The following is a 14,157-nucleotide window of genomic DNA, read 5'->3' as shown; positions in this document are numbered from 1 at the left end:
GACCGGGCCGAGCCGGTCGCAGCTCACGGTCCTCGAGAACGTCTTGAGATCGTCGAGGCCGGTGCCTTCACTCCCCTTCAGCATGATCGAATCGAGCTTGCCCTGCTCGCTCTTGCAGACGGCCTCCTTGCTCGCGGTGAGTTCGGCCGCCTTGCGGGCCTCGTCGGCCTCGCGCGCCTGCTTGTCGGCAGCAGCCTTGGCTGCGGCGGCTTCCGCGGCGACCCGGTCACGCTCGGCCTGTTCGGCTTTCTGTTTGGCGTCCTGGGCCTTGCGTTCGGCCTCCAACTGCCTGGCGAGCCGGTCGGCTTCGGCGGCCGCCGCGCGGCGCTCGTCCTCGAGCCGCTTCTTCTCGGCGGCGCTGGCCTGATTGGCGGCGATCTCGGCGCGCTTGCGCGCCTCTTCGGCGTCCTTGGCCTGCTTCTCAGCCGCGGCCTTTGCGGCAGCAGCCTCCGCAGCAACCTTGTCGCGCTCGGCCTGCTCGGCGCGCTGCCTGGCTTCGAGCGCCTTGCGTTCGGCTTCCGCGGCCTTGGCCTGCCGCTCGGCCTCGGCGGCTGCGGCCCGCTTCTCATCGTCCTGGCGCTTCCTCTCGGCGGCAGCGGCGGCCACAGCCGCCCTCGCCTTCTCCGCCGCCTCGGCTTCGCGTGCGCGGCGCTCATCGTCCTCGCGCCTCTTCTGGGCGGCGAGCTCGGCCTTCTCCTGATCGGCCTTGCGCCTGACCTCTTCGGCGGCAACGCGCGCGGCTTCGCGATCGGCGCGGGCCTTGTCCTCGCGCTCCTGAATCGCCTGTTTCAACATGTCGATGCGCTGCTGCGCGGTGATCGCGAGCGGCGCATCGGGGAAGCGCTTGACGAAGCGCTGCAGCACGGGAATGTCGACGCTGTCCTTGATCTTGTCCCACTCGATCTGCTCCCTGGTCGGGGGCACGTCGCGCGGCGGCTGCGGGGCCTGCGGATAGGCCGCGACCTGGACGTTCGCAGGCGGCGCCTGCGGCTGGTTGCCGAGCGCCTCCATCTGCGCGCGGGCGAGCTCGGCATAGAAGCCGGTCGGATGCGTCGCGAGGAACACTTCCCACGCCCGTTTGGTGCCGATCTTCTGCACCAGGTCGAAGTCGGCCTTGACGTCGCTGACAGGTTGCTCCTGCGGCACCGCGGGTGCCGGTACGAGCGAAATGGTGCCGCCGCCGAGCGCACCATAGACAAACGGCTCCTGGCGGTTGCCGGTGGCCTTCAGCACCTCGTCGCGCACCCGCCCGAAGGCCAGGCGGACGTCGAGGCCGGGCACCGGGAGATTTTTCAAGACCGACGTCGTGAACGGCGAGTGCTCGCCGTCGCCATCGTCGGCCGTCGAGCCTGCCTTCGCCGCGTAGGCGATCAGCGTGTCGGTCGAGGTCGGCTCGACCTTGCCGAGACCGCCGCTGACCGCGCGGCTCACGGTGTTGCGGCGCTCGCGCCGCATGGTGGTGACGAAGGGGTTGTCGCGGCAGGCATCCAGAATGACCAGGCGCAGCCTCTTGGCGCCGTCCGCCGAGGAGACCAGCCGCTCCAGCGGGATCGCCTCGTCGTCGGCGTCGCGGTCGCTTGCCAGCCGCGCATCGACCGGGATCAGGTAATTGGTGCCGCCGATCTCGAGGCCGTGGCCGGCGTAATAGACAACGGCAATATCGGCCTGATCGGCCGTGGCCTCGAACTTGCGGATGGCGCGCTTGAACTCGAGATTGCCGACATTGATCAGCGTCTCGACCGTGTCGAAGCCGGCGTCGCGAAACATTTTTGCGACCGAGCTCGCATCGCGCGACGGATTGGGCAGTTGCGGAACCGACTGGTAGGTCGAGTTGCCGACGACCAGCGCCACCCGCCGCTCGGCAAAAGCGGAATCGGTCACGAGGGCCATGAACAGAATGGCCCCGCCGATTCTCGCCGCCAGTGCGATAAGGCGCCTGATCATCAAAAATTCCATGCCGGGCGCATAGCGCCGCACAGATCCTCATCTCCGCTGGACGTAAGGATCGTACGCTGCCCGCCCGAAAATTCGCTAAGTTTGACCGAAGTTTATCTTCGCGGCCGCGCGCGATCAATGCGCCGAAAGAGCTTCCTGCAACGGTATCCCGTGCATCGGGCGGGCAACGTGATCGACATCACAACCCCATCGGGTGAATGGCCGCGACATCCCGCCGCATGTGGCGGCCGTGGTACAGCGCACACAAAATCCGCGGCCGACCACAGGGAACCGGCTCGATCGTCCTTTTCGAGCGCTGCACATCTGCAATAGCCTTGTTTCTAATTGTTTCGCGTAGGCGCGCCGATTCTTTTTCGATTGGAGACTGCAATGAAATTCTTGGCAGGGACCCGCCTGGGGCGGACGGGATTTGCCAGCGTCGTGGTGGTGGCAGCACTCGGTGCGTCGCCGGCTGCCATGGCCGACTGTACGGGCACTGGCTTGGGCGCAGCACTGTCTCCCCTCCTGCCGTTTGCCTCGGGTGGCGCAGTCAACTCGCTGATTTCGGCGATCAACACCGCGAACACCGCCTTCCTCACGCAAGGCAGCGCGTTCGTCAGTGCGCCGCCGAATCCCAAGCCGAATCAGGAAGGCGGCGGCGTCTGGGCACGCGCGATCGGTGGCGACATCACCACCAAGAGCACCAGCACCACGACGAACATCTCGGTCGTCGGCGTTCCCGTGCCTGGCACGATCACCTGCAACAACTCGACCAGCCTTCAATTCGCCGGCGTGCAGGCCGGCACGGATATCGCGCGCCTGAACTGGAACGGCTTCAACGTCCACGTCGGCTCGACCGTCGGCTATCTCGGCGCGCGCGCCCGCGACAAGTCGTCGGCGGGTGCGCTCAATCCGCTCGGCGGCACCTTCGAGGACAATCTGCAGGTGCCGTTCGCCGGCATGTACGTCGCCATCACAAAGGGCGGCTTCTTCGTGGACGGCCAGCTCCGCGGCGACTACTACCAGAACTCGCTCAACGACCCCCTCGTCAGCGGCCTGTACAGCCAGAAGCTCGACGCTCGCGGCATCGCCTTCAGCGGCAATGTCGGCTACAACATGCCGCTCCAGAACAACTGGTTCATCGAGCCGTCGGCTGGCATCGTGGTGTCCAAGGTCAAGGTCGATCCGCTCACGGTCACGGGCACCCTCGTGACCGGCACCGGCCTCACCCTGCCCGGCACGCTCCACGTCAGCGACATCAACAGCCAGCTCGGACGCCTGAGCGTCCGCGGCGGCACCACCATCGCGTCGGGCAACATGGTCTGGCAGCCCTTTGCGATCGCCAGCGTCTACCACGAATTCCAGGGCGCGATCTCCTCGTCGTTCGACAACGCCGGCCTGCCGGTTCCGCTGAACCTGCTGTCCGGTGCTGGCCAGATCTCCTCGACCAATATCGGCACCTATGGCCAGATCGGCGTCGGCGTCTCGGGACAGGTCGTCGGCACCGGCCTGCTCGGCTATCTGCGCGCCGATTATCGCAACGGCTCGAACATCGAGGGCTACAGCCTGAACGGCGGCATCCGCTACCAGTTCACGCCGGAAATGATCTCGCCCACGCCGATGTACGCCAAGGCTCCCGTGAAGGCACCGGTCGCAGTCGTCACGCCCTATGACTGGAACGGCTTCTTCATCGGCGGCAGCGCCGGCATCCTCACCGGCCGAACCGCCTGGGACTTCGTCGCAGCCGGCACCAGCACTAATCCCCGCTATGCCGGCGGTCTCGGCGGCATCCAGGCCGGTTACGACTGGCAGCGTGGCAAGTGGGTGTTCGGCGTCGAAGGCAACATCAACGCCACCAACGCACATGGCGCGCGCGCCTGCCCGAACATCGACGCCACCTGCGAAGCCTGGGTGAACTGGATCGGCACCGCCACGGGCCGCGTCGGCTACGCCTTCTGGGATCGTTCGATCATCTACGGGCGCGGCGGTATCGCCTTCGCCAACACAAAACTGCTCGGCTCCTGCAACACCGGACCGAATAACGTCTTCCTGCTCAACTGCGGTGCCAACGACACCCAGACCAAGGTGGGCTGGACGCTCGGGTTCGGCAGTGAATTCGCGCTTGCCAAGAACTGGACCGTGCGGTCGGAGACCAACTACTACGACATCGGGACCCAGCGCTATTCGCTCGCGGGCGAGCTCGTCGATTTGAAACATCAGGGCTTCGTCACCACCGTCGGCGTGAACTATCGCTTCAACCCGGGCGGCACGGTCGTCGCCAAATACTGACCTCAATCGGGACTTTTTTACCCTGAATCCAGACGGGCGGTCGATTTCACGGCCGCCCGTTTGCGTTCGGGACCGGTCATCCTCGACAATGGCCCCGGAGGTCTATAGACGACCGTCCGCGCCCTCCCCTCGAGCCAAGCGTGCCCGCGAGCCCATGACCAAGTCCCCGCGATACGACCGGATCGCCTTCGTCGCCAGCCCGGGCACCGAGGCGCAGGCTGCGTTCGCGCAGCTCACCGGGACTTACGGCAATTGCGAGCCCGACAAGGCCGACGTCGTCGTCGCGCTCGGCGGCGACGGCCTGATGCTGCAGACGCTGCACCGGAACATGCGCACGGGAAAGCCGATCTACGGCATGCACCGTGGCACGGTCGGCTTCCTGATGAACGAATATTCGACCCACGATCTGCGCGGCCGGCTCGAGGCCGCGCATGAATCGGTGATCCATCCGCTTCTGATGCGGGCCACCGACATGCATGGCACCGTGCATCTCCACCACGCCATCAACGAGGTCGCCCTATTCCGGCAGACCAACCAGGCCGCGCGGTTCAGAATCCTGATCGACGAACACGAGCGCATGCCCGAGCTCAGCGCCGACGGCATCATGGTCGCGACACCCGCGGGCTCGACCGCCTACAATTTGTCCGCCCAAGGTCCGATCCTGCCGATCAACGCGGCGCTGCTCGCGCTGACGCCGATCAGCGCCTTCCGGCCGCGCCGCTGGCGTGGCGCGCTGCTGCCGAACCGGGCCTTCGTCGTCATCGAGGTGCTCGAAGCCGACAAGCGTCCGGTCGCAGCCGCGGCCGATCATGACGAGGTGCGCGACGTCTGCCGCGTCGAGGTGCTGTCCGACCGGACCATTTCGATGCGCATGCTGTTCGACCCCGGGCACAGCCTGGAAGAGCGGATCCTGCGCGAGCAGTTCAGCCATTGAGGCGAATAACCGTTTGTCCCCGCCGTCACGGCTTGCATGTATCGAGCGAGGCAAGCCCGCCGGCCAAAGCGGGATCGCCGAGCACGTCGAAGTCTCTGACGACCGGAACGAAGCTGCGCGTCTCCGAGGTCATCAGGTAGATCGTCACCGGCAGCCGCGCCGACGGCCCCTCGCCCGCACGACAAAACTCGCGGGCCGCCACGCCCAGCCCCATCGACCCCTTCCTGCCCTTCCCGCTCTGCTCGAGCACCGAGGCACGTAGCGCATCGAAGCGCGCCGCATCGCCCGGCGACAGGCGATAGATGGTGCTCGACGCTCCCGCGGGCGGCGCCGGCAGCGCGCCGCGCTCCCGTGCGTCCGAGACCTCCGTCATCGCAAAGCTCGTCTTGATTTCGGGCTCCCCCGTCACCTTGACCACCACGTCGAGCTTGACCCCGCCGGCGCGCGGCCGCAGCGCGTCGGGTAGTTGCACGGCGACGCGCAGTATCGACAGATCGGTCGTCTTCGCATCGATCCGGGCCAGCGGCGCGATCGACGTCAGCGGCACCGAGCCGCAACCGGACAGAACCAGCGCAAGCGCGCACGCAAGCAATTGCGGCCAGCGAACCATCGCAGGCGTCTCCATGTCGAAACTGTTGCGGGATACGACGTGCGCTCAGGCCGACCGGCGCGGCGCTGCACGCGGCTCGGCATCGTCAGCGCTATCCGGAACGTATTCCAGGATATCGCCGGGCTGGCAGTCGAGCGCGGCGCAGATCTTCTCCAGCGTGTCGAAGCGGATGCCGCGGACCTTGCCCGACTTCAGCAGGGAGACATTCGCCTCGGTGAGCTCGATGCGCGCCGCGAGCTCGCGCGAGCGGATCTTGCGTTTGGCGAGCATGACGTCGAGATTGACGATGATCGGCATGTCAGATGATCTCGCTGTTGTCGTGCCACAGGCGCACCGCCTCGGTCATGATGCTGGCGAAGGCGATGAGCGCGAGGCCGCTCAAGACCGACAGCACATGCGAAAGCTCGAAGCCGAACTGCACCACGATCTGGCCGGGACTATTGGCCCGCGTCAGGTTGATGGTGGTGAGCATCTGGACGAGCGGCGACAGCAAGGTGTTGGCGATCAGCGCGATGCCGATCCGGCGGATACGCGCGGCGTTGGCGTCGACGAACACCTCCCCGCGCGCGAAGCGCGAGAACAGCGCCGCAAGCTGCAGCAGGCAGAAGATCACCGGCGCCAATCCGAGCAGGCTGATCGCAGCACCCGAGATGCGCGTGTCGAGATTGAGCGTGAAGGGCCGCGATCCCAGCGGCGTCTGGGTGAGCACCCATTGCCGGACCAGATCTTCGCTCGACCAGAGAACAGGCACGCCGATCACCGCAACCCCGGCGCAGACGATCGAACCGACCGCGACGAAGCGGCCAATCCGCCGCAGACGATTGGGTTGCGCCGGCGCCGGATAGGGAAAGGCAATCACGCTCATTGGAGAATTCCCCGTCTCACTGAATATTTTTATTGTTTTACGATAAAAAATGGCGAGATTACGACAAGCGACTGGCGAGCATGATTGCGCCGGCGCCTCGTCTGGCAACGCTTCGTTAACCCCGGGCGCGATATGGTTAACGAAGTCTACCGCTTGGCCTGGGCGTCATGTTCCGCATCGATTTCAACAAGCTGCGCTTCCTCGTCTGCGACGACAATCCGCACATGCGCCGCATCCTGCGGACGCTGCTGCACTCCTTCGGCGCGCGCGAAGTCTACGAGGCCGAGGACGGCGCGACTGCGCTGGAAATGTACAGCCACTACGTGCCCGACATCGTCATCACCGACTGGGCGATGCCGATCTTCGACGGGCTCGAGCTCGCGCAAATGATCCGCCAGCCGGAATCCAAGGGTAACCCCTACGCGCCGATCATCATGCTGACCGGCCATTCCGAGAAGCGCCGCGTCACAGTCGCGCGCGATGCCGGCGTCACCGAATTTCTGGCAAAGCCGATCTCGGCAAAGGGCCTCTATCAGCGCATCCTCAACGTGGTCGCGAGCCCCCGGCCCTTCATCAAGACCAAAACCTACTTTGGCCCGGACCGGCGCCGCAACACTAACTCCGCCTATATGGGCCCCGAACGCCGCGTCGGCGAAAAGCACGAGGTGATGCAACAGCCCTCGCTGCTCGACAAGGCGCGATCGTCCATCTAGCCGACATCGTCAAGCCTCGAGGAGGCATCATGGCCAAGAACAGCGCACGGGACATCGAGGTCAAGGCCTTCCCCACCCATCACGTCATCACGCAGCCCAATCCGCTGCGCAAGGTGCTGCGCCGGGTCGAGGAAAAAGACATGGACGATCCGGTCGGACGCGCCGAGCAGGCCCTTGCCGGCCTGTCCGGCGAGTTCAAGGACTGGATGGCGATCGAAGCCGGCCGGCTGGTGACGGCTTACGCGGCCGTACAGAAGGTCGGCTTCACCAAGGATGCGCGCGACGAGCTGTTTCGCGCCGCGCACGACATCAAGGGCGATGCCGCGACGTTCGGCTATCCGTCCGCCGCCGTCATTGCCGAGAGCCTGTGCCGCGTCGTCGAGCACGCGCCCGATCTCGCCAAAGTGCCGGCCGAACTGTTCTCGCACCACATCAACGCCATCCAGGCGATCGTGAGCGAGAACACCAAGCTCGACAGCATCTCCGTCGGCAGCGAGCTGAGCCGCCGCCTGCGCAAGGTCGCCGACGAATATCTCGCGCATGTGAACCGCGATCGCCCCGAGCATCTCGAAGCGGTGCTGGCGCCGAGCATCGTGCCGGGGGAGTAGCGGGCACGCTGCCGTAGGGTGGGTTAGCACGTGGCCGCGCAAAGCGCGGTCCGCTGGCGTAACCCACCTCTTTTCTTTCCGCGGAAACAGAAGTGGCGGGTTACGCCTTGCGGGCTGCGCTTCGCGCATCCGCCAAGCTAACCCACCCTACGGCACCTACGGCACCGTGCGCGTTCGCTACGCAGCCGCCAGATCGTAGCGCACGATCGTCTCTTCCGCGGCGAGCTCGTCGCAGAACAGCCTTGCTTCTTCGCGCGCGGATTCGGTCGCAAAGCGCCGGAGCAGAATCAGCAGCGGCTCGGTCGCGCCGCGATCGGTCTCGCAATGGGTCAGCACGCGCTCGACCATGCGCCGGCGCAGCCGCGCGGCACCGTCATGGCTGTCGACGAAGCCGTTCTCGTGGCAGGCATCGAGCGCGACCTGGAACGCGGCATAGGTCGATTCCGGGAAGCCGGCGCGGCGCAAGAGCGCATGCAGGCTGGCGCCGCCGCGGTCGTGCAGCAGCGCGGAAACGCGCGCCAGCGGCAGGTCGGACAGTTCAGCCAGCGCCGCGTCGAACAGCTCGCGATTGCCCGAGAGCAGCGCGCGCAGGATCAGGCCTGCGGTGAGCTGCGAGGTCGCGCGCAGATGGTGCACGAGGCCTTGCATCTCCTCGCCGCGCGAGCGTGCGGCAATGTTGATGGTGGAGCGGTCGCGCGCTTCGGTCACAACGCGCTCGGCACGGTCGGCGCTCAGCCAGTTGCGGGCGACCACGAACTGGGCGAGCGTATCGGACAGCTTTGCGACCAGCGCGGCGCGCGTCGCTGCGGGGAGATCCTCCAGCACCAGCATCGCTTCGCGGATCGCGGCCAGATGGCCGTGACGCTCGACGATGCGGTCCCAGGAGAACGGCGCGAGCTCGGCATAGGGATTTTCGATCAGCTCGAGCGCTGCGGCGGCGCAGCCGACCTCGGCGATCGCGGCGCAGACTGACGCCGGCAGCACGATGCGGCGGGCGATCGCGCATTGCACCTCACCATCGCCGGTCGCGACGATGTCGACGAGGTCGGCATCGATCAACAGCGGCGAATGTTCGAGCACGGGCAACGCGACGGAGGGCTGGTCTGTCGAGAGCGCCTGCACGATCGCCGCCGGCGCGTCGGTGCTGCGCGCAAACGCCTCCGCCATCGCCTGGCGCACCAGGGACGAGGGATCGTCGAGCAGCATCAAGAGCGCGCCTTCGGCCGCGATGCGGTCGTCTGACGAGAGATCCGAGATCAACCAGGCACGGGCCAATGCCCGCGTCGCTTCGGCCCGCTCACCCGCCGAGGCCGTCCTGATCCAATTGATGAACTGCCGAACAATCATGCTGCTTCCGGCCTACGCAACGACAACGAAACGGTGACGCTCGTCACCTGCAAGACAAAATAAACTACGACGCTTAACAAAGCGTTCACCATAACCAACTGGTTTTATTGACGTTTTGTTAAGGGCTGAAAGCCGCGCGCGAGACCAGCGTCAGCTAAAGGTGCCGCTGCGATCGCTGAACAGGTCGAGCGGTTGCGGCGGACGGACCTCGGGCGTCGCGCTCGCGACCGAGGTCGCGGATGCGACCGAGGTCAGCGAGGCGTTGTTGCCCCAGAGTTTCTGCACGGTCGTCGACACCGGCTGGCTGGTGTCGCCGGGCTGGTAGATCGAGCGGAACACCGGCGTGCTCGCGGTCGAATTATCGGCGACCGTCGTGGCTTGCGGCGCGGTGACCGGCGTCACCGCGCGCGCGGTCGTGCTCGGAAAGGTCTGGAGATAGGCGGCGTTGTCGATGACGGGCGCAGTCGCCGGCACGGCGTTTGCGCTCGCCACCTGCGTCGTCGACGGCGTGTCGCCATAGAGCGCCATGGCGGTGCGCGTCGCCTTGGAATTTGCCGCGCTGGCGTAGCGCGAGGACAGCACGGAATAGACTTCGGAGACGCTGCGCGCGCCGCCGCTCTTGTCGTAGAAGATCGAGCGGTTGGCCGCGGCGGCATTGGGAAACAGCCGCGCAGCGGTCGCGCGCGGATTGTCTTCGGCATTCGCGATCAGTTTTGCCGCGCCGCCGACGCCCATGAAATGCGCCATGTACATTTCACTGTCGCTCGGACGGCGGCCGAGCAGACCGGTGAGCTTGAAACTGTTGGACTGCGTCAGCACCGCGGCCATGTCGGAGGCGGCCTGCGGATCGTCGCGCAGCTTCATGATCGAGCGCTTCATCGACGAGTCGGAAACGGTGTAGCTGCCGGACGACGTTTTGGTGATGGCGTCGGAATAGCTGCCGTAGCCGAGCCTGCCGCCCGCCTCCTTCACCGTGCCGAGCCAGGTCTGGTCGATGAACTGGTAGAGCCCGTGCGCCGACGAGGTCGAGGCGCCCGCGGTCGGGTTGAAATCGGATTCCATCTTCGCGGTCGTCAACATGTATTCGAAGCTGACGCCGGTGCGGCTGGAGGCCTGCTTGATCGCCCCGGCAACACGCGCCCGCGACGGATCGATATTGGCCGTCAGCGTGGCACTTGAATTGTCGACCGACATGATGGTGCCGCAAGCGCGTTGGCGGCGCCGGCAATTCGGCGCCCTGTCGTGTCACCCTGGGACAGCTATGGTTAATGCGGGGTTAAGAACTTCCCGGGTCGTCCCCCCGGTCATTCCGGGGCGCGGGACGCCGCGCGCACCTGTGTCGGCGACGCGCCGAAGCGGCGGCGGAAGGTCCGATTGAAATAGGACAGATCGCCGAAGCCGACCTGAAGCGCGATGGAATTGAGCGCCACACCGACATATCGCGGATCGCTCAGCATGCGGTGTGCGTGAAGCAGGCGATGACCGAGCACGAACTCGGAATAGGTCACGCCCTCGGCCTCGAACAGCATATGCAGATAGCGCGGCGTCACGCCATGTCGCGCCGCCAACGTCGTCACCGACAGGCGCGGGCTGGCGAGATTGTCCAGGATATCGGCCTTGACGGCGGCAAGCCGCGCCGCCCGCTTGCCGCGTTCCGCGATGACGGCTCCCGCGTCGCGCGTGGCACCGTAGGCGAGCGCGACAAGGTCGTGAATATGCGTGGTGACGAGATAGCGCGCCTCAGGCGTCTCGATGGCGTCTTCGGTGTCCAGCATGCGGACATAGCCGAGCAGCAATCGCAACGCCTGGGTATTTTTTAGCACGGCGAAGCCGCGCAAATCGGAGAAATTCCCGACCAGCGGCTCGATCAATTTGCGCCGCAGGCGAATGCTCAAGAACCTCGCCTCCGCGGGGATATCGATGGTTGCCGCGGTGCCATGACGGCCGATGCCACCCATGCCGGGAGTTATCTCGTGGGCCTCGCCGCCGGCCTGGATCGAGACGTGACCCGAGAGCAGAAGCTGCATGCTGACGTCGTCGTTATCGTCGCCACGATGCGACGTGCGCATGGGGGAGCGAACGCTTTGCGAGATGGCAACGTCGGGCAACATCCGGGTGGCAACGTCGAGCCGGAACGGCGCGTCGGGCGCTGGATCAATCTCGATCTTGTAGAGCCGGCGGCCGTACTCGTCGCGAAACCATTCGAGCCAATTGCGGTCGGGGGACTCGGGCGACTTGAATTGAAGGGTTCTGAAATCGAGTTCGTCCGAGGCCATGAGAGGCGCGCTCCTGCAACTGCGTCGCCCGAAGTTTCTTCGGCAGGATTTCGTGGGCCTCGCGAGTCGATTATCGAGTGCCATCATTGCCGCAGCAACAGGGATTGTTGGGACAATGACGAATTTCGTTGGACCGGCGTGCCGCCACGCCTGTGTGATTTTTGCATCGCGCGCGAAAGAACCTGCACGGACTTCCCTACAGTCCTATCCGCATTTCACTCCTGTCCAAGCGGCTCCTGCGCCCCCGCTCTAGCCTGCGGCGATGGACAAGATGCGCAATCGCCTCGGACTTGCTGGAGACTTCAAGATGAAAGAGTTTGTGCTCGCTCTGACCGCGGGAGCAGTGATGACCGGATCGGCGTGCGCCGCCGATCTGGCGGCCCGCCCCTACGCCAAAGCGCCAACCCCGGTCGCAAGCTGGACCGGCTTCTACGTGTTCGGCGGTGCTGGCGGCGGGTTGTGGGCGGCGGACAGCAGTGTCGTTGCGATCGGTCCCCCGCCTGCCGGCTTTGGTGCCCTTCCTCCACCAGGTACGACGATTGTCCGTGACGGGCGCCTCGGCGGCAGCGGCTGGTTCGCAACCGTCGGTGCCGGCTACGACTGGCAGTCAAGCAACTGGGTCGCCGGCGTCTTCGCCGATGGACAGTTCGGCGAAATCCGCGGCACGTTGAGCGATCCCTTCTTCCAAAACCAAGGCGATGAGACACTGCGCACGAGCTATGCTGCCGGTGTGCGGTTGGGATATCTGGTCGCGCCGAACGTCCTCTCCTACGTGAACGCCGGCTACACCGGCTCGGAGTGGTCTGGCGCGGCACTTACCGGAGTGTTTCCAGGAGGCGCAGTCTTCCGCACGACCCCCTCGTTCCATCGCGATGGCTGGTTCGTGGGTGGTGGCGTCGAGAACAGCCTCAACATTTTCGGCATCGCTGCGCCGGGCTGGTTCATGAAGACCGAATATCGCTCGGCCTTCTATAGCCGTGCCACGCTGCCGGAGACCAACATTTTCCCGGGTTTCGTTGGCACCCAAACCGGAACGGCCGTGACTTTCAAGCCGTGGACCCAGACCGTCAGCACGTCGCTGGTGTACCGCTTCAACTCGCCCGGCATGGCGCCGGCGACAACTGAACGGCTGTACACCAAAGCGCCTGTGCCAGTCGCAAACTGGACCGGCTTCTATGCGTTCGGTGGCGCAGGCGGCGGATTGTGGGCTGCGGACAGCAACGCCTTTGTCAGCGCGGGCCTGGCAGGAGCTCCGATCACCACCCTCGACCGTCGCTACGGCGGCAGCGGCTGGTTCGGCACGGTGGGCGCCGGCTACGACCGCCAGTTCGGCGGCAACTGGGTCGCTGGCGTGTTTGCTGACGGACAATTCGGCGACATTCGTGGCTCCCTGGCTGATCCCTTCTTCGGTCTCGTGAGCGGCACCGAAGGTCAGGAGAAGTTGCGCACGAGCTACGCCGTCGGTGTGCGATTGGGCTATCTGGTAGCGCCGAACGTCCTCTCTTATGTCAACGCCGGCTATTCCGGCTCTGACTGGTCCGGAACCACGCAATCGTTCCAGACTCCTGGTGGCGTAGCCTTGACGACGACGCCCTCCTTTCATCGTGACGGCTGGTTCGTTGGCGGTGGCGTCGAGAACAGCCTCAATATCTTCGGCGTAGCCGCACCAGGCTGGTTTATGAAGACGGAGTACCGCTCCGCATTCTATGATCGCATCAGCCTCCCGGAGACCTTTGTTCCGGGCAACCCCGCCGCCGGCGCACTCAGCGTCGTGACACCCTCCTTCAAGCCCTGGGTGCAGACCATCAGCACCGCGCTGGTCTATCGCTTCAACTCGCCAGTGGTCGCGAAGTACTGAGCCGGCTCTATATTCAGCAACAGAAAAGCCCCGGCTGTCCGCCGGGGCTTTGTCGCCAACCACAAGCGCGGCTGCGCCATCACGTCTTGTACACCTTGTCCGGATCGAACAGCCGCTCGGCATCGACGAAGACGAGTCTTGCAATGCCGCCCTGGGGCTCGACCTTGCGATAGAAGCAGGACCTGCGGCCGGTATGGCAGGCCGCCCCGACCTGCTCGACCTTGATCCAGACCGCGTCCTGGTCACAATCGGTGCGCATCTCGACGACGCGCTGGGTTTGACCCGAACTCTCACCTTTGCGCCACAAGGCGTTGCGCGAGCGGCTGAAATACCAGGCCTCGCCGGTCGCAATGGTCTTGCGCAGGGCTTCGTCATTCATATGCGCGACCATCAGCACGTCGCCGGTGGCGGCATCCGTCGCAACGCAGGTGACGAGGCCGGCCGAATCGAATTTCGGCCGGAAGTCGAGGCCTTCCTCGATGTCGTGGGAGTGAGCGGACACAGGATCCTCGCCAGTTACTTGCGAGGATCAGCGCGTGCCTCGCACCAGGGACAGGAAGCGGGCCTGCTCCGCCGGGTTGTCGCGGAACATGCCCGTGAAGCGGCTGGTGAACGTCATCGCACCATGCTTGGCGACGCCGCGCACCGACATGCAGGTATGCTCCGCCTCGACCAGCACGGCAACGCCGCGCGGCTTCAACACCTCGTCGATGGCGGCCGCG

The 14,157-nt window shown here is 65.5% G+C and carries 14 protein-coding genes; 5 read left to right on the top strand and 9 right to left on the bottom strand.

Translation table 11 applies throughout. The features are described from left to right. A partial coding sequence (locus C2U70_RS27340) for a caspase family protein (protein WP_140981734.1) occupies positions 1–1,944 on the bottom strand: 1,944 nt, incomplete at its 3' end. Positions 1,945–2,325: 381 nt separating this feature from the next. Here C2U70_RS27340 and C2U70_RS27335 point away from each other — a divergent pair. Beyond that, positions 2,326–4,224, top strand: a complete 1,899-nt coding sequence (locus C2U70_RS27335) for an autotransporter outer membrane beta-barrel domain-containing protein (protein WP_140981733.1) — start codon at positions 2,326–2,328, stop codon at positions 4,222–4,224. Positions 4,225–4,378: 154 nt separating this feature from the next. Next, the gene (locus tag C2U70_RS27330; protein WP_140981732.1) at positions 4,379–5,158 is read left to right on the top strand and encodes an NAD kinase; all 780 of its coding nucleotides are present in this window, start codon (positions 4,379–4,381) and stop codon (positions 5,156–5,158) included. Positions 5,159–5,183: 25 nt separating this feature from the next. Here C2U70_RS27330 and C2U70_RS27325 read toward each other — a convergent pair whose 3' ends face one another. The 3 genes from C2U70_RS27325 to C2U70_RS27315 are packed head-to-tail and all read right to left on the bottom strand — an operon-like array spanning position 5,184 to position 6,633. Beyond that, complete coding sequence (locus C2U70_RS27325; RefSeq protein WP_140981731.1) at positions 5,184–5,768, bottom strand: hypothetical protein; 585 nt, start codon at positions 5,766–5,768, stop codon at positions 5,184–5,186. A gap of 45 nt (positions 5,769–5,813) precedes the next feature. Continuing rightward, positions 5,814–6,065 (bottom strand): helix-turn-helix domain-containing protein, encoded by a 252-nt coding sequence (locus C2U70_RS27320; RefSeq protein ID WP_140981730.1) that lies wholly within the window; start codon positions 6,063–6,065, stop codon positions 5,814–5,816. Position 6,066: 1 nt separating this feature from the next. Then, positions 6,067–6,633 carry a DUF2975 domain-containing protein gene (locus C2U70_RS27315; protein WP_140981729.1) on the bottom strand — a complete coding sequence of 189 codons (567 nt, stop codon included), beginning with the start codon at positions 6,631–6,633 and terminating at the stop codon, positions 6,067–6,069. 167 nt (positions 6,634–6,800) lie between these two features. Here C2U70_RS27315 and C2U70_RS27310 point away from each other — a divergent pair, with 167 nt between their 5' ends. Both C2U70_RS27310 and C2U70_RS27305 read left to right on the top strand, forming a co-directional pair. Further along, a complete protein-coding gene (locus C2U70_RS27310; protein ID WP_140981728.1) occupies positions 6,801–7,346 on the top strand; it encodes a response regulator in 546 nt (181 codons plus the stop codon). 29 nt (positions 7,347–7,375) lie between these two features. After that, a complete protein-coding gene (locus C2U70_RS27305) occupies positions 7,376–7,954 on the top strand; it encodes an Hpt domain-containing protein (RefSeq protein WP_140981727.1) in 579 nt (192 codons plus the stop codon). A gap of 177 nt (positions 7,955–8,131) precedes the next feature. On the opposite strand, the gene C2U70_RS27300 is transcribed toward C2U70_RS27305, so the two are convergent. The 3 genes from C2U70_RS27300 to C2U70_RS27290 all read right to left on the bottom strand — a co-directional run bounded on the left by C2U70_RS27300 (position 8,132) and on the right by C2U70_RS27290 (position 11,577). Continuing rightward, entirely contained in the window at positions 8,132–9,301 is a 1,170-nt protein-coding gene (locus C2U70_RS27300; protein ID WP_140981726.1) for a DUF2336 domain-containing protein, read from the bottom strand. 150 nt (positions 9,302–9,451) lie between these two features. After that, positions 9,452–10,495: a transglycosylase SLT domain-containing protein gene (locus C2U70_RS27295; RefSeq protein WP_140981725.1), complete on the bottom strand. Its 1,044-nt coding sequence runs from the start codon at positions 10,493–10,495 to the stop codon at positions 9,452–9,454. A 110-nt stretch (positions 10,496–10,605) separates the two neighbouring features. Continuing rightward, on the bottom strand, positions 10,606–11,577 hold the full coding sequence (locus C2U70_RS27290; protein WP_186294506.1) for a helix-turn-helix transcriptional regulator: 972 nt from the start codon (positions 11,575–11,577) through the stop codon (positions 10,606–10,608). 307 nt (positions 11,578–11,884) lie between these two features. Between C2U70_RS27290 and C2U70_RS27285 the strand changes: the two genes are divergently transcribed. Next, the gene (locus tag C2U70_RS27285; protein WP_140981723.1) at positions 11,885–13,435 is read left to right on the top strand and encodes an outer membrane protein; all 1,551 of its coding nucleotides are present in this window, start codon (positions 11,885–11,887) and stop codon (positions 13,433–13,435) included. 79 nt (positions 13,436–13,514) lie between these two features. Here the strand turns inward: C2U70_RS27285 and hisI are convergent, their stop codons facing one another. Together hisI and C2U70_RS27275 are read right to left on the bottom strand one after the other, a co-directional pair. Next, positions 13,515–13,937, bottom strand: coding sequence for a phosphoribosyl-AMP cyclohydrolase (gene hisI, locus C2U70_RS27280; protein WP_140981722.1), 423 nt, complete (start codon positions 13,935–13,937; stop codon positions 13,515–13,517). Positions 13,938–13,964: 27 nt separating this feature from the next. Beyond that, a partial coding sequence (locus C2U70_RS27275) for a GTP cyclohydrolase I (protein WP_186294505.1) occupies positions 13,965–14,157 on the bottom strand: 193 nt, incomplete at its 5' end.

The organism is Bradyrhizobium guangdongense (assembly GCF_006483445.1).
Lineage (GTDB): Bacteria > Pseudomonadota > Alphaproteobacteria > Rhizobiales > Xanthobacteraceae > Bradyrhizobium > Bradyrhizobium guangdongense_A.
Note: the sequence above shows the minus strand (reverse complement) of the source record. Positions and strands in the feature narration are given on the sequence as shown.